This is a genomic window from Streptomyces sp. MAI_2237 (assembly GCF_054189285.1).
The window spans coordinates 1,848,350-1,865,421 of the sequence record NZ_JAJPGQ010000003.1; the positions used below are offsets into that span (position 1 = coordinate 1,848,350).

The following is a 17,072-nucleotide window of genomic DNA, read 5'->3' on the forward strand; positions in this document are numbered from 1 at the left end:
CCGGGCCCCTCCCCGGCGCGGGGGAGGGGCCGACGGTGCGCGCCCCGCTACTCGGTGCGCAGACCGTCCGGGCGCATCAGCCGCAGCAGCGGCGGCAGGCTGAGCACCGTCACGACGAGGACCACCGCGGCGCCGATGCCCGTCATGGAGAGCACGCTCGCCCAGTCCACCCGCACGGTCTCGCCGGTCATCCGCAGCAGCACCGCGCCCAGCGTCAGCCCGACGGCCGACGCCAGCAGCAGCCCCAGCGCGATCGGGATCGCCGTCTGCCACAGCACCGACAGGCTCAGCGTGCGGCGCCGGGTGCCGAAGGCGACCAGCGCCGACAGCAGCTTCTTGCGCTCCCGCAACTGCTCCAGCTGGGAGACGAGCAGGCTCGCCCCGATCAGCACCAGGACGCAGGTGGCGCCGACGAACAGGCCCGTGCGGATGGAGCGGAACTGCAGGTTCACCTTGCCCGAGGTCAGCGTGTACACATCCGCCATCGGGTCCATGGCCGCGGCGGCGTTGCGCGCGTACTCGCGGGCGTCGGACACCGACGGGTCCAGCGAGACGTACACCTTCCGCGTGAAGCCGGCCGTGGCGGCCGCGGGCAGTGCCTTGGGCGTGACGAGCAGACCGCCGCGCTCGTAGCCGGTCGGGTCCGGTCGCGGCCCCGCCGTCTTCAGACCGGCGGGCACCTTCCAGGCGACCGGGTGGCTGCCCGACCCGCCGTAGTCCCGGTCGAAATACAGGGTTTTGCCCGCCCGGAGCAGCTTCGGCGACGTCTCGTCGTAGTGGGCGCCGACGATCCGGAACATGTCGCCGTCCCGGCACGAGGACAGCCGTGCCACCTGGCCGAGCTCCTTGCAGGAGCCGACGGCCACCTCCACCGAGTTCTCCGGGTTCTTCGGCCCGTCCTCGGCCGAGCCCAGCGCCAGCGCCGACGCGTGACGCACCCCCTCGGTCCCGGCCAGCCGCCGGCCGGCCTCGGACAGCGGGATGTCACCGCGCAGGGAGATCTCCATCTGGGCCCGGTTCAGATCGGCCCGGGTGGACTTGACGTAGTCGTGCTCGACGCCGGCGAACAGCATCTGCAGCGCGATCGCCCCGGCCACCGCGACGGCGATGCCGTTGACCATGCGGGCCGCCGAGCCGCTGCTCAACTGCAGGCGGCGCACGGCCAGTTGCCAGGAGACGGCGCCCGGGTCCAGCCGGGCCACCACGGCCTCGACGAGCCACGGCAGCAGCGCGGTGACGCCGACCAGCAGCAGCACGGTGCCGCTGATCACCATCCACTCGTTGAAGTTCCCGTTGGCGTTGCCCTTGCCGACCATCGGGTACAGCAGGGCCAGGCCGCCCAGCGGCAGCAGCAGCCGCCACCACAGCCGGCGGCGCGGCGGCTTCGCCGTACGGACCACGCCGAGCGGTTCGATGACGACCCCGCGCAGCGCGAACAGTGTCACCAGGACGGCCGCGGCCGGTACGGCGACGGCGACCAGGGCGACGAGCGCGGGCGAGGGGTTGAGGTCGCTGGGGAAGACGCTGATGTCCCGCACCACCAGCAGACCCGCCGACTGCCGCCCGATCAGGAAGAACACGCTGCCCAGGACGAGCCCCAGCAGCGCCCCGGCGAGGGCCTCGCCGCCCGCGATCCGGCGGGCCATCCGGCCGTCCGCGCCGACCAGCCGCAGGGCAGCGAGCCGCCGGTCCCGGCGCTCGCCGCCGAAGCGCACGGCCGCCGCGATGAACACACCGACCGGCAGCAGCAGCACCACGAAGATGATCATGATGAGCAGGATCAGGACCGGGTCCAGCCCGTCCGGCTGGTGATTCGGGGACGGCCCGAAGTAGTCGAGGCGCTCGACGTACCCGCTGGACAGCTGGTGCTCCAGCCCGGTGGCGCCCGCGTAGTAGGCGAGCTCGGCGGGCCCGATCAGCCCGGCGTGCCCGATCGTGCCGCTGATCCGGTACGGCAGGCGCTCGCGCAGCAGCTTGCCCGAGCCGGACTCCAGCAGCTTCTTCAGCGCGGGCGAGACCACCATGTCGCCCTTCGCGGGGAACGTCCCCACGCCGGGCGGCAGCGGCGCCTTCGCGCCCTCGGGCTGCAGCAGCCGGCCGCGGACGTCGTCGCTGCGGAAGGTGGTGTCGGTCTGGGCGACGATCACCGTGTCGTCGGCCTTCGACAGCACCTTCCCGCTGTACGTGAAGTCGTCCCGGTCGCTGCCGCGCCGGTCACGCGCGGACAACGCACTGGGAATGGCGGTCGTCAGCAGCAGCAGGGCCACGCCCAGCCCCACACCGACGGCCGTCAGCAGGGCCCGTACCCAGCCCTCGCGGCCGCCCGCGAAGGCGAACCGCACCCCCATGGCCAAGTCCTTGGCCCACCCCCGCAACGTCATACGACCCGCTCCATGTCCCGGGACTTGCCGTCCCGTACGACGATCTCGCGGTCCGAGTACGCGGCCACCCGCGCCTCGTGCGTGACCAGCACCACGGCCGCGTTCGTGGTCCGCGCGGCGTCCGTGAGCAACTCCATCACGCGCTCGCCGTTGAGCGAGTCGAGCGCGCCCGTGGGCTCGTCGGCGAACAGCACCCGGGGATCGGTCACCAGCGCCCGGGCCACCGCGACCCGCTGCCCCTGACCGCCCGATACCTCGCCGGGCCGCTTCTTGCCGAGGTCGTCGACCTCCAGCCGCTCCATCCAGGTGAGCGCGGCACGCTCGGCCTCCTTGCGGGAGGTGCCGTTGAGCCTCAGCGGCAACGCGACGTTCTCGACGCAGGTCAGCTCGGGCACGAGCTGGCCGAACTGGAAGACGAACCCGAACTCCGAGCGCCGCAGCGCGCTGCGCTCGGCGTCGTTCATGGTCGCCATCTCGCGCCCGTTGTAGAGGATCGACCCCGAGTCGGGCGTCACGATCCCGGCGAGGCAGTGCAGCAGCGTCGACTTGCCGGACCCGGAGGGGCCCATGACGGCGACGACCTCGCCCGGGTGGATGGAGAACTCGGCGCCGTCGAGGGCGACGGTCGGGCCGTACGCCTTGTGCAGGTTGTCGGCCACCAGCAGGGAACCGTCGGGAGTCACTTGGTCACCGCCTCGGCGAGCTTGTCGAGGCGCGCGGCGGTGAGTTCCAGCCACCGCAGGTCGGCCTCGAGGTGGAACAGGGCGTGGTCGCAGATGAGCTGGTCGGCGAGGTCGCCTCTGCGCTTGCGGTCCGTGAGGATCCGCATCAGGCGCAGGTGCTCGGCGCGCTGGGTGTCGAGGATGTCGGCCGCGTCGCGGTGCGTGAGCAGCGCGAGGACGACCTTGGTGTAGAGCGTCGACTGCAGATACGGCTCCGGCGCCTCCGGCGTCGCGAGCCACCGCTCGACGTCGGTGATCCCGGCGTCGGTGATGGCGTACCGCTTGCGCTCGGGGCCGCCGCCCGGCTCGATGCCGTCGACCTCGACGAGGCCGTTCTTCAGCAGCCGGGACATCGTCGAGTAGACCTGGCCGTAGTGCAGCGGCCGGTCGTGACCGAACTTCTCGTCGAAGGCCCGCTTGAGGTCGTAACCATGGCGGGGCCCGGACTCCAGGAGTCCCAAAAGGGTGTGACCGATGGACATGCCAAGGACTGTACACGGGGTGTATACGCCTCGTGTATACGCACGGTGTGTAGATCATGGCGCGCTGTGCGAGAGCCCAGGTGGCGGCCGATTGTCATGGTTCTGCAACAAGGGCCCCAGGTGTCGAGGTGGTATCGCTTCCCCAGGTCGGGCAACCCTCGGCCGTTCGAATCCGTCGGTTCCGGTGGGGCGGGTGCTGATTGTCACGTCCGTAAAAGGCGGGAACGACGGACCTTTGGCACATGTCCCGGTGTTAGCTTTCTGAGCTGACCTGTGCGGCGAACCTGTGTGACACATGAGCACACATGAACGAAGCGGAGCGGAACGGACTCATGGGACGAGCGGAAGAGAGAAGAGCGCGACAGCGCGGTGGCCGCCGCGCGGCGCCCCCTACGCGCTCGTCCGGTACGGCGGCGCCCACCCGCCCGGCCGGCACGGCGTCGGCCGGATCGGCGTCGGCGGGCACGGTCGAGGGCGGCCCGGTCGAGGGCGGCCGCGCCGCGGCTCGGCGCGCCGCCCAGGGCAAGGCGGCCCGAAGCGGTGCGGGCAAGGGCAAGGACGGCAAGAGCTTCATACGCCGGCTCTTCACCTGGAAGAAGATCGTCGGCGGCTTCCTCGGCGTCTGCCTGCTCGGCATGGGCGCCTTCATCGTGCTGTACATGATGATCGGCATTCCCGAGGGCAACGCCGACGCGACGCTGCAGAGCAACGTCTACAAGTACAGCGACGGTTCGCTCCTCACCCGTGACGGCAAGCGCAACCGCGAGATCGTGCCGCTGTCCAAGGTGCCCAAGGGCGTCCAGAAGACCTTCGTCGCCGCCGAGAACAAGACGTTCTACAAGGACAACGGCATCGACCTCAAGGGCACCGCCCGCGGTCTGCTCAACACCCTGTCCGGCAAGGGCGCGCAGGGTGGTTCGACGATCACCCAGCAGTACGTCAAGAACTACTACCTCACCCAGAACCAGACCGTCACGCGCAAGCTGAAGGAACTGGTCATCTCGCTGAAGCTGGACCGGGAGAAGTCCAAGGACTACATCCTCGCCGGCTACATCAACACCAGCTACTACGGCCGCGGCGCCTACGGCATCCAGGCCGCCGCGCAGGCCTACTACCGCGTCGACGCCGAGAAGCTCTCGGTCAGGCAGGGCGCCTATCTCGCCGCCCTGCTGCAGGCGCCGAACCAGTACGACTGGGCGATCGCCTCCGACACCGGCCGGCGCCTGGTGAAGGCGCGCTGGAACTACGTCCTCGACAACATGGTCGGACAGGGCTGGCTGGACAAGGCCGAGCGGGACAAGATGACGTTCCCGACCCCCAAGGCGCCCAAGGCCGCGCCCGGCATGGACGGCCAGACCGGCTACCTGGTGAACGCCGCCAACAACCAGCTCGCCAAGCAGCTGGTCGCGCAGGGCAGCGCCGACAACGTCAACGACGCCCTGAATCTCGTGGACGCGGGCGGCTGGACCATCACGCTCAACATCGACAAGAAGAAGCAGGTCGCGCTGGAGAAGGCCGCCAAGTCCCAGCTGACCAGCAAGCTCGATCCGAAGAAGCGCTCGGTGGACGCCGACGTCCAGGCCGGCGCGGTGTCGGTGAACCCCAAGACGGGCGCGGTCGTCGCCATGTACGGCGGCAAGAGCTACTACCAGCACTACCGCAACAACGCGACCCGCGTGGACTACCAGCCGGCCTCGACCTTCAAGCCGGTCATCCTCGCGGCCGCCTTCGACGAGGGCGCCCAGACCCAGACCGGCAAGCCGATCACCGCCAACACCATGTACGACGGCACCAGCAAGCGCCCGGTCGTGGACAACGGCGTCAAGGTCGGCTTCGCCCCGCAGAACGAGGACGACCAGGACTACGGCCCCATCACCGTCCAGACGGCGATGAACTACTCCGTCAACTCCGTCTTCGCGCAGATGGGCGTCGACGTGGGCATGGACAAGGTGCTCAAGGTGGCGAGCCAGCTGGGCATGGACACCGCCGACCTCAGGGCCGTACCCGCGCAGACCCTCGGCACGATGGGCGCCAGCCCGCTGCAGATGGCCGGCGTCTACGCGACCCTCGACAACCACGGCAAGAAGGTCACCCCGTCCATCATCAAGTCCGTCGAGAACAGCAAGCGCACGGTCGAACTGCCGAACCCGATCGGCGGCCAGGTCATCGATCGCGAGGCCGCCGACTCGGTCACCTCCGTGCTGACCGGCGTGGTCGACGACGGTACGGCCAAGATCTCGGTCAGGGACAACGCCCAGCGCGACGGCCGCAAGGTCGCCGGCAAGACCGGCACCTCCGACGAGAACCGCTCGGCCTGGTTCACCGGATACACGCCCGACCTGGTCACCTCGGTGGGCCTGTTCGGCGAGTCCAAGAAGAACGGGGCTCAGGTCTCGATGTACAAGGCGGGCGGCTACCCGCGCGTCAACGGCGGTGGCTTCCCGGCGCAGATCTGGGCGGCCTACATGTTCGGCGTCTCCCAGACGGGCCTGAAGTTCGACCTGGAGACCCAGCAGGGCGCGGCGGTCCAGCCGACGTACACGCCGACGGTCTCGCAGTCGCCGACCCAGACGCCGTCGCAGACCCCGTCGAGTCAGGCGCCGACGTCGCAGTCGCCGTCGCAGACCCCCTCGCGGACGCCGACCCAGACGCCGACGCAGACGCCCACCCAGACCCCGACGCAGACCCCGACGGGGACGCCGACCAACGGCAACGGGAACATCGACAATCCGCTCAATCCCAACGCCCAGCCGTAGCGGCGCGAGCGAAAGGGCGCCCGGCATACGCCGGGCCCCCTTCGCGTTCGGTCCTCCGGCCGTCTACTGCGCGGTCTTGCTCAGCTCGAACCACACGACCTTGCCGGTGCTCAGCCGGGTCGCCCCCCACCGCCGGGCCAGCCGGTTGACGAGGTACAGACCGCGTCCGCCCTCGTCCGTCGCCCGGGCCTGCCGGAGCCGCGGCAGCTGGGGCACGTCGTCGCCCACCTCGCACCGCAGCACGTCGGTGCGCAGCAGCCGCAGCGTCACCGGCCGCGAGGCGTAGCGCACCGCGTTGGTGACGACCTCGCTGACCAGCAGCTCGACGGAGTCGGTGAGCTCCTCAAGCCCCCACCGGGACAGGGCCCGGCGTGCGAGCCGCCGCGCCCGCCCGGGCGCCGCGTCCTCAGGCTCCAGGAACCAGTACGCGACGTCACTGGGCGCGATCCCGTCGAAGCGGGCCGCGAGCAGCGCGATGTCGTCGTCCCGGTCGCCCGGCCCGAGCATGTCCAGGACCTCGTCGCACAGCGCCTCCAGCGGCGGCGGATGGTCCGGTCCCGTCAGCTGCGCGGTCGCGGCCAGTTTCTCCCGCAGCTGCTCTATCCCGGTCCACACGTCCCGCAGCCGGGACTCCACCAGACCGTCGGTGTACAGCAGCAGGGTCGCGCCGGCGGGCGCGTCCAGCTCCACGGCCTCGAAGTCGACGCCGCCGACGCCGATCGGCGCGCCCGGCGGCACCCGCAGTACCTCGGCCCGCCCGCCCAGGTGCAGCAGCACCGGCGGCGGATGGCCCGCGTTGGCGATGGTGATGCGGTGCGAGACGGGGTCGTAGACGGCGTAGAGGCAGGTCGCCATGCGGTCCGTGCCCAGCCGCTGCGCCTGCTCGTCGAGGTGGTGCAGCACCTCCTGCGGCGGCAGGTCCAGGCCGGCGAGCGTCTGGGCCGTCGTGCGCAGCTGGCCCATGATGGCCGCCGAGGTCATGGAGTGCCCCATGACGTCGCCCACCACCAGCGCCACCCGGCTGCCCGGCAGCGGGATCGCGTCGTACCAGTCGCCGCCGACCCGTGCCGTCTCGGCGGCCGGGAGGTAGCGGGAGGCCAGCCGCACGCCGGTGGGCCGCGGCAGGTGCTCGGGGAGCATGGTGCGCTGCAGCTCGTCGGCGATGTACGCCTCCCGGCCGTACAGCACCGCCTTGTCGATGCCCAGCGCGCTGTGCGTGGCCAGCTGGGCGGCGACCAGCAGGTCGTCGGCCTCGAAGGCCAGGCGCTCCGGCCGCCGCAGGAACAGCGCGGCGCCGATCACCCGGCGCCGGCCGCGCAGCGGGGCGAGGATCGAGCGCTGGCCGCCGGGCACCAAAACCTCCCCGCCCTCTCCGAGCAGTTCGGGCAGGGCGGCGTGGGCCGCGGGCGCGTCCGTGAAGACCGGGCGGACCCCGCGCAGCACCTCGGCGAGCGCGCTGCCCGGCCGCACCTCGCACAGCTCGGCGCCGAGCGAGTCGAGTTCGGTGAGCTCGGCGGGTTCCGGCTGGAGCGCGGGCGAGAAGCCGGCGCCCTCGGTGTCCCGCTCGGCCGGGATGCGGTCGGTGCGGCGCAGCCGCAGCACCAGCGGGCCGGTGGGCCGCTCGTCCCCGACGGGCAGCGGGTCGCGCAGATAGACCAGGATCGCGTCCGAGAACGTCGGTACGGTCGCCCGGCACAGCCCCATGACGATCTCGTCGAGGTCGATGCCGCGGGCGATCCGGCGCGTCGCGGCCCCGACGAAGCGCAGCCGGTCGCCGTCCCGGCGCATGGGTGTGGGCTGGCCGGGCGCCAGTCCCTGGCCCTTGCGGCGCTCCGGGCCGCCGCTCTGCGGCCGGTCCTGCCGGCTGTCCGGGACGGACTCGGGCACGGGGCGCGGACGGTGCGTGTCGGGCTCCGCGGCGGAAGGCTGGGAGTGCTCGGGGCCCGGGCCCGTGGTGTCGGCAGACGAGGCCGGCTCCTTTCCCTTGCCGCACGGTGTGGCCGTACTCGGTGTCGTGGGTGTCTCTCCGGCGCGCGCCTGCGCGGCTAAGGCGGCCGAGGGCGCGTCCGGCACCTGCGTCGGGGTGTGCAGAACCGCCCCGCGGGGGTCCGCGGGGTCGGCGCCAGGGCGCTCGAAGGAGATGGGGTACTCCGTCACGCGTGTCGAATCCGTCCGTCCGGGGCTGCACGTCGTGCGCGCAGTTGGTCCCGCAGGAATCCCGATACCCGGAATACGTGTCCCCGGAACGGAATTCCCGCGTGGTCAGAGGCTGTTCCTGTGCCACCGGCGAACCGATGACGGTCCGTGCCGGCGTTGCCCTCGTACCCCTCGCTCACGTCCTGCCGCCCCTCGGTGACGTTCGGTCAAGCCCGGCGCATGCTCCGGGAGTTGCTGGTGCACACCCACCCGTCACCCGGCCACCACCCCTCAACGACGGTGCTGTGCACCGGTCCTTGATATCAAGTTGCGGAGGACGATCCTACGGTTGTGGACCGGGGGCGCATCAAGGGTCTCATGAGGACACGTGCGCGGGGGTACGGTCCCAGTCCTCCGGCAAAGAAGGTACAGCCCAGGACGGATCCGGGCGCCAGTGCTGCCAGCCCTCGCTGAACGGCGGCCCCCAGGCGCGGATCACCTCCACCGCGGCCTCGCCCGCCTCCCGCACCCGCTCGGCCGCCGGCTCGTCCATCAGCCCGTCCCGCCGGGCCTGCGCGAACTCGTCCTCGTCGCGCCAGTGCCAACTGCGGTCCGGGTGGACCGAGATGTCGAGGAAGTGGTCCTCGGAGTCCACACCGCCGTGCCAACGGGCACGCGGCGTCTCGAGGTTCACGTACCAGTTCTTGAACCGCCAGCCCGGCTCCCAGAACAGCCACACCGACCAGGGCTCGCCCGGCCGGGCCAGCTTCAGCACGCCGGTGCCGAACCAGCGGTCGTACTGCACGGTCCGCGGCTTGGTGTAGCGCGTCCGCAGCGGCTCGACGTGCACGGGCGTGCCGTCGGCCAGGACCGGCTTGACGCACTCGGTGCCGGGCGCCAGCCACACGGCGAGCAGTTCGGCGTCGTCGCGGACGACGGTGACGGGGCGCGCGATGTGGAAACGCTCGCCGGCGTTCTCCCGGTACCGCCACAGGATCTGGCTCCCGGGCGCCCAGAAATCCGCCGACGTGCCCGCTGCCGCTTCCGCTCTCACCGCTCCGCCCTCTGCCATGCACAGATATTAGGTGCCCGGGGCATACGACGCTGCGGTCCGCGTCACGGTTCTCGCCGGGTGCGGCGATCGGTTACGGGCGCGTCATACGCAGGACATCCAGCGCCTCGTCGAGCTGCTGTTCGGTCAGATCCCCCCGCTCCACGTAGCCGCCCTCCAGGACGACCTGGCGGATCGTCCTGCGCTCGGCCAGCGCCTTCTTGGCGACCTTGGCGGCCTCCTCGTACCCGATGTACTTGTTGAGCGGGGTGACGACCGACGGCGAGGACTCGGCGTACTCGCGGGCCCGCTCCCGGTTCGCGGTGACGCCGTCCACGGTGCGGTCGGCGAGCAGCCGGGAGACGTTGGCGAGCAGCCGGATCGACTCCAGGACGTTCTTGGCGATCACCGGCAGCATGACGTTGAGCTCGAAGTTGCCGGCCGCTCCGGCGGTGGCGACGGTGGCGTCGTTGCCGATGACCTGGGCGGCGACCATGAGGACCGCCTCGGGGATGACCGGGTTGACCTTGCCCGGCATGATCGACGAGCCGGGCTGGAGGTCGGGCAGGGTGATCTCGGCGAGTCCGGTGCGCGGGCCGGAGGACATCCAGCGCAGGTCGTTGGCGATCTTCGTCAGCCCGACCGCGATGGTCCGCAGCTGCCCGCTGGTCTCCACGATCCCGTCGCGCGCGCCCTGCGCCTCGAAGTGGTCGCGGGCTTCGGTCAGCGGCAGCCCGGTGACGCGGGCGACCTCCTCGATGACGGCCGCCGAGAACCCGGGCGGCGTGTTGATGCCGGTGCCGACGGCCGTGCCGCCCAGGGGCAGCTCGGCGAGGCGCGGGAGGGAGGCGTGCAGCCGCTCCACGCCATAGCGGATCTGGGCCGCGTAGCCGCCGAACTCCTGGCCGAGCGTGACGGGCGTGGCGTCCATCAGGTGCGTGCGCCCCGACTTCACGACGTCGGCGAACTCCTCGGCCTTGCGCTCCAGCGAGCCGGCGAGGTGCTCCAGGGCCGGGACCAGGTCGCGGGTCACGGCGGCGGTGGCGGCGATGTGGATGGAGGAGGGGAAGACGTCGTTGGAGGACTGCGAGGCGTTGACGTGGTCGTTGGGGTGGACGTCCCGGCCGAGCCGCTCGGTCGCGAGCGTGGCGATGACCTCGTTGGTGTTCATGTTCGAGGAGGTGCCGGAACCGGTCTGGAAGACGTCGATCGGGAAGTGCGCGTCCCACTCGCCCCGGGCGACCTCCTCGGCCGCCTCCTGGATCGCCTCCGCGACGTCCTTGTCGAGCACCCCGAGCCGCCCGTTCACCTTCGCCGCCGCGCCCTTGACGCGGGCGAGCGCCTCGATGTGGGCGCGCTCGATGCGCTGGCCGGAGATGGGGAAGTTCTCCACCGCCCGCTGGGTCTGCGCCCGCCACTTGGCGTCCGCCGGGACGCGCACCTCACCCATGGAGTCGTGCTCGATCCGGAATCCGGTCCCGCTCTGTTCCTGCTCGTCGGTCATCGACGATCACCTCCACGTCTCACAGCGCCCCCGACGGGACCACTGTTCCCCGCGGAGGCGAACCGTCACCGCCTTCCGCCGTACGGCGTCCGGTCCTGAACCGTCCCCCGCCGCACCACAGGCGCTACGCCAGCCCGGGCCCGCGCACCGGGATCGACGTGAACGTCGGCGCCGGGGCCGGGTCCTGGAAGAAGTCGTTGCCCTTGTCGTCCACGACGACGAACGCCGGGAAGTCCTCGACCTCGATCTTCCAGACCGCCTCCATGCCGAGCTCCTCGTACTCGACGACCTCGACCTTCTTGATGCAGTCCTGGGCCAGACGGGCGGCCGGACCGCCGATGGAGCCCAGGTAGAAGCCGCCGTGCGCGTTGCACGCCTCGGTGACCTGCTTGCTGCGGTTGCCCTTGGCGAGCATGACCTTGGAGCCGCCCGCCGCCTGGAACTGCTCGACGTAGGAGTCCATGCGGCCGGCCGTGGTCGGGCCGAAGGAACCGGAGGCGTACCCCTCGGGGGTCTTCGCCGGGCCCGCGTAGTACACCGGGTGGTCCTTGAGGTACTGCGGCATCTCCTCGCCCGCGTCCAGCCGCTCCTTGATCTTGGCGTGCGCGATGTCGCGGGCCACCACCAGCGGGCCGGTGAGGGAGAGGCGCGTCTTCACCGGGTACTTGGTGAGCTCGGCGAGGATGTCGTCCATCGGCTGGTTCAGATCGATCCGCACGACGTCGGACTCGTCCAGGTGCTCGTCGGTGGTCTCCGGCAGGAAGCGCGCCGGGTCCGTCTCCAGCTGCTCCAGGAAGACGCCCTCGGGGGTGATCTTCGCGAGCGCCTGGCGGTCGGCCGAGCAGGAGACGGCGATCGCGACGGGGCAGGAGGCGCCGTGCCGCGGCAGGCGCACCACGCGCACGTCGTGGCAGAAGTACTTGCCGCCGAACTGCGCGCCGATCCCGATGCGCTGGGTCAGCTCGAAGACCTTCTGCTCCAGCTCCTTGTCCCGGAAGCCGTGCCCGAGCTCGGAGCCCTCGGCCGGGATCTCGTCCAGGTAGTGCGCGGAGGCGTACTTGGCGGTCTTCAGCGCGTACTCGGCGCTCGTGCCGCCGACGACGATCGCCAGGTGGTACGGCGGGCAGGCGGCCGTGCCCAGCGAACGGATCTTCTCCTCCAGGAACTTCATCATGGAGGACTCGTTCAGTACGGCCTTCGTCTCCTGGTACAGGAACGACTTGTTGGCCGAGCCGCCGCCCTTGGCCATGAACAGGAACTTGTAGGCGCCGCCGTCGGTGGCGTACAGCTCGATCTGGGCCGGGAGGTTGGAACCGGTGTTCTTCTCGTCCCACATGGTCAGCGGGGCCATCTGCGAGTAGCGCAGGTTCAGGTTCTTGTAGGCGTCGTAGATGCCGCGCGAGAGGGCCGCCTCGTCGCCGCCCTGGGTGAGCACGTTCTGGCCGCGCTTGCCCATCACGATCGCCGTGCCGGTGTCCTGACACATGGGGAGCACGCCGGCGGCGGCGATGTTGGCGTTCTTCAGCAGGTCCAGGGCGACGAACTTGTCGTTGCCGGACGCCTCGGGGTCGTCGATGATGCGCCGCAGCTGGGCGAGGTGCGCGGGCCGCAGATAGTGCTGGATGTCGTGGACGGCCTCCTCGGCGAGCTTGCGCAGCGCCTCGGGCTCCACCTTGAGGAACGTCCGCCCGTCGGCCTCGAAGGTGGAGACACCCTCGGAGGTCACCAGCCGGTAGGGGGTGGTGTCCTCTCCCATGGGGAGCAGATCGGTGTACGCGAACTCAGGCATCGCAGCCCATTCCTCACTCGACAGACGGCTGCCCGCCGACGCTGGCGGGCGCCCACCAGCGTAGAACCTGCCCCGGACACCGGGCTTGTGAGGTTGTCCTCAGTTGGGGGTAGTCGCGATCTATCGCGTTTCGCTACGCTGCCACCGTGGACCTTCAGAAGCACACCGAACCGACGTCCGCGGCGGCCGGCCTGCGCGCCTCCGACGCCGAGCGCGACCGTGTCGCCGACATCCTGCGCGAGGCCCTCGCCGAAGGCCGCCTGAGCGCCGACGAGCACGCCGAGCGGGTGGAGGGCGTGCTCGCCGCCAAGACGGTGGGGGAGCTGGAGGGCTTCGTCCGGGACCTGCCGGCCGCCCATGGCCGGCGCGCGGCTCCCCCGTTCGCCGCCGCCCCCGACCGGCCCCCGGCGGGCAGCGTCCCGATCGACCCGGACGACCATGTGGTGGCGGTGCTCAGCAGCGCCGTGCGCAGGGGGCGCCGGCGCGCCGGACGCCGTATCCACGCGTACGCGGTCTTCGGGAGCGTGGAGATCGACCTCAGCGAGGCGCTGTTCGAGTACCAGCAGGTCGTGGTCAAGGCGATCGCGGTCTTCGGCAGTGTCGAGGTCCACGTCCCGGAGAACGTCTCGCTGCGCGGCACCGGCGGCGGGGTGCTCGGCAGCTTCGAGGTGGCCACGCTGGACGCGGACGACGACAACGCCCCCGTGGTCTACGTCGACGGCTGGGCCGTGCTGGGCAGCGTCGAGGCCAGACCGAAGCGCGGCAGGTTCGTCGCGGACATTCTCGATCGCGTTCAGCGCAAGGTGGACAAGAATGTGCGCAGATACCTCGACCGTTGACGGTTGTGAATCCGACCGCTCCGCGAGGGAAGCGGTCCACCGGCGGCCGCGGTCGCGCACCCCGCGGGAGCACGCCCGATCCGGCGGTCCGGAACTCAGTGCATAGGCGCGCGCACAGCGGGTAGGGCTTGCTGCATCGTCGCTCGCTCGCGAAGCCGTCGTCAGGAGTAGACCGTGCTGCAACCGCCGCATTCGTCCCTGCAGGTAGCTGCCGTTCCGGCCCAGCGGGTGCCAGTGCCAGTCCGGGACCAGGACTCCCCTTGGCACACCGAGGCGGTGTGCCGGCGGGACGAGGCCGGCCTGTTCTTCGCCCCGTCCAAGGAGCCCACGGCGGCACGCCTGTCGCGGGAGGAGGCGGCCAAGCGCGTGTGCGCCCGCTGTCCGGTGATGGTCGAGTGCCGCGAGCATGCCCTGCTGCAACCCGAGACCTACGGCGTCTGGGGCGGCCTCACGGCCGCCGAACGCCGGGTGGTCCTCGCCAGGCGGCGTCGCCGCGAGATGGAGCTGAAGAAGACGGCGCGAGCGCAGGGCCGAATAGCCGCGGCCGGATAGAAGCCGTACGAACGAGAAGTGGGCGCCCCCTGCCGCACCAGGGGGCGCCCACTTCTCGGCTCGGCGGCCGGTTCCCGGCCGGACCGGGCTACTTGGCGCGGTCGAAGTCGATCGCGCTGTAGGCGCGCAGCTTGCTCAGCCGGTGGTCGGAGGCGATTCGCCGGACCGTCCCCGACTTCGAGCGCATCACGATCGAGTCGGTCGTCGCGGTCTCCGAGCGGTAGCGCACACCCCGCAGCAGCTCGCCGTCGGTGATCCCGGTGGCGACGAAGAACACGTTCTCCCCGGCCACCAGGTCGTCGGTCATCAGCACGCGGTCCAGGTCGTGCCCGGCGTCGATCGCCCGCGCCCGCTCCTCGTCGTCCTTCGGCCACAACTTGCCCTGGATCGTGCCGCCGAGGCACTTCACGGCGCAGGCCGAGATGATCCCCTCGGGCGTGCCGCCGATGCCCAGCAGCATGTCGACGCCGGTGCCCTCGCGCAGCGCGTAGATCGACCCGGCGACGTCGCCGTCGGAGATCAGCTTGATCCGCGCGCCGGCCTCCCGGATCTCCTTGATGATCCCCTCGTGCCGCGGCCGGTCGAGGATCACCACGGTCACGTCCTCCGGGGTGGACCGCTTGGCCTTGGCCACCCGGCGGATGTTCACCGACACGGGCGCGTCGATGTCGACGAAGTCCGCCGCCTCGGGCCCGGTGACCAGCTTGTCCATGTAGAAGACGGCGGACGGGTCGAACATCGACCCGCGGTCCGCGGCCGCCAGCACGGCGATCGCGTTCGGCATGCCCTTGGCCGTCAGCGTGGTCCCGTCGATCGGGTCGACGGCGATGTCGCACTCGGGGCCGGTCCCGTCACCGACGTGCTCGCCGTTGAAGAGCATCGGCGCCTCGTCCTTCTCGCCCTCGCCGATGACGACCACGCCGTTCATCGACACGGTGGAGACGAGGGTCCGCATGGCGCGCACGGCGGCGCCGTCGGCGCCGTTCTTGTCGCCCCGCCCGACCCAGCGGCCCGCGGCCATCGCGGCGGCTTCGGTCACCCGGACGAGCTCCAGGGCGAGGTTGCGGTCGGGGGCTTCGCTGGGAACTTCGAGCTCGGACGGCAAGTGATGATGCTCGGTCATCGGAGCGCACCTTTCTGATACGACGACGGCCGGATGAGGGTTCGACCCTCGACTCTATCGTCAGTCCGACAAAATGAGCAGGGGACCCCACGGATGAGCGCACCGGGCACCTGCGACGATAGAGGGCGTGGCAGGTTCGAACGGCAGGCAGAAGACGGTCCGGGACATGATTCTCTCCCTGGGCCTCATCGGGATCGCGGCGGCGCTCATCTACGTCTTCATCCCCCATGACGACTCGGCTCCCGACATCAAGCGGGTCGACTACCGCGTCGAGCTGCTCACGGCACGCCGCGCCGCGGCCTACCCGGTGGCCGCGCCCGAGGGCCTGCCCAAGAGCTGGAAGGCGACGTCCGTCCGCTTCGACGGCGCGAACAACGACGCCTGGCACCTCGGCTTCCACGCCCCCGACGGTCAGTACGTGCAGATCGAGCAGTCGACTCAGAAGCCGTCGGAGTTCATCGGCCAGGCCACCCAGGGCGGCAGGGCGACCAAGTCCACCCAGGACATCGACGGCAGGACCTGGACGCGCTACACCGGCGGCCGCTACGACGCCCTCGTGCTGCCCGGCAAGGGCTCGACCACGGTGGTCGCGGGCACCGGCTCCCTGGGACAGCTCACCGAGATGGTGCGGGCGCTGAAGATGTCCTGAGCGGGACGCGCGCCTACGACGAGGAGGCCCCCGGCGGTGACGCCGGGGGCCTCCTCGCATGCGGGGCTCAGACCGTGGTGACGACCTGCTCGTAGTCCAGGCGAGGGGAGCGCGGGAACCAGGCGTCCTCACCCGGCTTGCCGATGTTGACCACCATCAGCGGGGTGTGGTCGTCGTCCAGGAACTCCTTGCGGACGCCCTCGAAGTCGAGACCGGTCATCGGGCCGGCGGCCAGACCGGCGGCACGGACGCCGATGATGAAGTAGGCGGCCTGCAGGGCGGCGTTCAGCGTGGCGTTCTTCTCGCGGGCCTCGCGGCTGCCGGCGAAGAGGTCCTTGGCCTGCGGGAAGTGCGGGAAGAGCTGCGGCAGCTCCTCGTGGAACTCGTTGTCCGCGGAGAGGATCGCGACCAGCGGGGCGGCGGCGGTCTTCTTCCGGTTGCCCTCGGCCAGGTGCTGCACCAGGCGCTCGCGGGCCTCGGCGGAGCGGACCAGGGTGACCCGCAGCGGCGACTGGTTCATGGAGGTCGGCCCGTACTTCACCAGGTCGTAGATCGCCTGCACCTGCTCGTCGGTCACCGGCTCGTCGGTGAAGGTGTTCGCGGTGCGGGCCTCACGGAACAGCAGGTCCTGGGCGGCGGGGTCGAGAACGAGAGACATGCGGGATCTTCCTCGGGGGCGACGTGCGATCCGTACCGGACCGCGGTCCGGATCGGCTGACGACACCGAAGGTACGCCAGGGAGGTTCAAGTTTCAACTAATGTGAAGGTGTGGTGATCCGCTTCACAGCGTGATCCGCTCCGTAAGGGCTCGCGTCCCCGCTCCAGGAGGGCTCGCGTCCCTACTCGCCGTCCTCCCCGGCCTGGTCCGCGTCCGCCTCTTCCTCCTCGGCCAGAGCGGCGTCCAGGCGGGCGCGCGCCCCGTCCAGCCAGCGCCGGCACACCTTGGCCAGCTCCTCGCCGCGCTCCCAGAGGGCCAGCGACTCCTCCAGCGTCGTGCCGCCCGCCTCCAGCCGCCGTACGACCTCGATCAGTTCGTCCCGCGCCTGCTCGTACCCGAGCGCCTCTTCCGCCACCTTGCTGGTCATCCA

At 71.0% G+C, this 17,072-nt stretch carries 14 protein-coding genes; 4 read left to right on the forward strand and 10 right to left on the reverse strand.

The annotated features are described in order from the left end of the window. Positions 1-47: 47 nt before the first annotated feature. Genes LN251_RS19020 through LN251_RS19030 form a run of 3 tightly spaced genes read right to left on the reverse strand, consistent with a single transcriptional unit; the run spans position 48 to position 3,585 of the window. Positions 48-2,381: an ABC transporter permease gene (locus LN251_RS19020; protein ID WP_458245455.1), complete on the reverse strand. Its 2,334-nt coding sequence runs from the start codon at positions 2,379-2,381 to the stop codon at positions 48-50. Next, positions 2,378-3,064, reverse strand: coding sequence for an ABC transporter ATP-binding protein (locus LN251_RS19025; protein ID WP_458245456.1), 687 nt, complete (start codon positions 3,062-3,064; stop codon positions 2,378-2,380). Before LN251_RS19025 ends, LN251_RS19020 begins: the two co-directional genes overlap by 4 nt. Then, on the reverse strand, positions 3,061-3,585 hold the full coding sequence (locus tag LN251_RS19030) for a PadR family transcriptional regulator (protein ID WP_058923483.1): 525 nt from the start codon (positions 3,583-3,585) through the stop codon (positions 3,061-3,063). Before LN251_RS19030 ends, LN251_RS19025 begins: the two co-directional genes overlap by 4 nt. 332 nt (positions 3,586-3,917) lie before the next feature. On the opposite strand from LN251_RS19030, the gene LN251_RS19035 reads away from it, so the two are divergent. Continuing rightward, a complete protein-coding gene (locus LN251_RS19035; protein WP_458245457.1) occupies positions 3,918-6,341 on the forward strand; it encodes a transglycosylase domain-containing protein in 2,424 nt (807 codons plus the stop codon). A 63-nt stretch (positions 6,342-6,404) separates the two neighbouring features. Here LN251_RS19035 and LN251_RS19040 read toward each other — a convergent pair whose 3' ends face one another. The 4 genes from LN251_RS19040 to LN251_RS19055 form a co-directional block, all read right to left on the reverse strand. After that, on the reverse strand, positions 6,405-8,498 hold the full coding sequence (locus LN251_RS19040; RefSeq protein ID WP_458245458.1) for a SpoIIE family protein phosphatase: 2,094 nt from the start codon (positions 8,496-8,498) through the stop codon (positions 6,405-6,407). 355 nt (positions 8,499-8,853) lie between these two features. After that, positions 8,854-9,549, reverse strand: coding sequence for a cytidylyl-2-hydroxypropylphosphonate hydrolase (fomD, locus tag LN251_RS19045; RefSeq protein WP_458245459.1), 696 nt, complete (start codon positions 9,547-9,549; stop codon positions 8,854-8,856). A 73-nt stretch (positions 9,550-9,622) separates the two neighbouring features. Next, on the reverse strand, positions 9,623-11,032 hold the full coding sequence (locus LN251_RS19050; protein WP_458245460.1) for a class II fumarate hydratase: 1,410 nt from the start codon (positions 11,030-11,032) through the stop codon (positions 9,623-9,625). Between the two features lie 124 nt (positions 11,033-11,156). Next, positions 11,157-12,821: a fumarate hydratase gene (locus tag LN251_RS19055; protein WP_458245461.1), complete on the reverse strand. Its 1,665-nt coding sequence runs from the start codon at positions 12,819-12,821 to the stop codon at positions 11,157-11,159. Between the two features lie 146 nt (positions 12,822-12,967). Here LN251_RS19055 and LN251_RS19060 point away from each other — a divergent pair, with 146 nt between their 5' ends. Next, entirely contained in the window at positions 12,968-13,660 is a 693-nt protein-coding gene (locus LN251_RS19060; RefSeq protein ID WP_458245462.1) for a DUF1707 SHOCT-like domain-containing protein, read from the forward strand. Positions 13,661-13,834: 174 nt separating this feature from the next. Beyond that, on the forward strand, positions 13,835-14,212 hold the full coding sequence (locus LN251_RS19065; protein WP_458245463.1) for a WhiB family transcriptional regulator: 378 nt from the start codon (positions 13,835-13,837) through the stop codon (positions 14,210-14,212). Between the two features lie 88 nt (positions 14,213-14,300). Here the strand turns inward: LN251_RS19065 and glpX are convergent, their stop codons facing one another. Next, a complete protein-coding gene (glpX, locus tag LN251_RS19070; RefSeq protein WP_458245464.1) occupies positions 14,301-15,335 on the reverse strand; it encodes a class II fructose-bisphosphatase in 1,035 nt (344 codons plus the stop codon). A 127-nt stretch (positions 15,336-15,462) separates the two neighbouring features. Between glpX and LN251_RS19075 the strand changes: the two genes are divergently transcribed. Beyond that, positions 15,463-15,984, forward strand: coding sequence for a DUF4245 domain-containing protein (locus LN251_RS19075; protein ID WP_458245465.1), 522 nt, complete (start codon positions 15,463-15,465; stop codon positions 15,982-15,984). Positions 15,985-16,051: 67 nt separating this feature from the next. Here LN251_RS19075 and LN251_RS19080 read toward each other — a convergent pair whose 3' ends face one another. Both LN251_RS19080 and LN251_RS19085 read right to left on the reverse strand, forming a co-directional pair. After that, the gene (locus LN251_RS19080) at positions 16,052-16,642 is read right to left on the reverse strand and encodes a malonic semialdehyde reductase (protein ID WP_458245466.1); all 591 of its coding nucleotides are present in this window, start codon (positions 16,640-16,642) and stop codon (positions 16,052-16,054) included. A gap of 181 nt (positions 16,643-16,823) precedes the next feature. Continuing rightward, positions 16,824-17,069, reverse strand: a complete 246-nt coding sequence (locus LN251_RS19085) for an exodeoxyribonuclease VII small subunit (RefSeq protein ID WP_362985112.1) — start codon at positions 17,067-17,069, stop codon at positions 16,824-16,826. Between the last annotated feature and the right edge of the window lie 3 nt (positions 17,070-17,072).

Bases quoted from the DNA above. Each gene is read 5' to 3' on its own strand.
- LN251_RS19020 (WP_458245455.1), bottom strand. From the start codon at position 2,381: ATGACGTTGCGGGGGTGGGCCAAGGACTTGGCCATGGGGGTGCGGTTC.
- LN251_RS19030 (WP_058923483.1), bottom strand. From the start codon at position 3,585: ATGTCCATCGGTCACACCCTTTTGGGACTCCTGGAGTCCGGGCCCCGC.
- LN251_RS19035 (WP_458245457.1), top strand. From the start codon at position 3,918: ATGGGACGAGCGGAAGAGAGAAGAGCGCGACAGCGCGGTGGCCGCCGC.
- fomD (WP_458245459.1), bottom strand. From the start codon at position 9,549: ATGGCAGAGGGCGGAGCGGTGAGAGCGGAAGCGGCAGCGGGCACGTCG.
- LN251_RS19050 (WP_458245460.1), bottom strand. From the start codon at position 11,032: ATGACCGACGAGCAGGAACAGAGCGGGACCGGATTCCGGATCGAGCAC.
- LN251_RS19055 (WP_458245461.1), bottom strand. From the start codon at position 12,821: ATGCCTGAGTTCGCGTACACCGATCTGCTCCCCATGGGAGAGGACACC.
- glpX (WP_458245464.1), bottom strand. From the start codon at position 15,335: ATGACCGAGCATCATCACTTGCCGTCCGAGCTCGAAGTTCCCAGCGAA.
- LN251_RS19080 (WP_458245466.1), bottom strand. From the start codon at position 16,642: ATGTCTCTCGTTCTCGACCCCGCCGCCCAGGACCTGCTGTTCCGTGAG.
- LN251_RS19085 (WP_362985112.1), bottom strand. From the start codon at position 17,069: ATGACCAGCAAGGTGGCGGAAGAGGCGCTCGGGTACGAGCAGGCGCGG.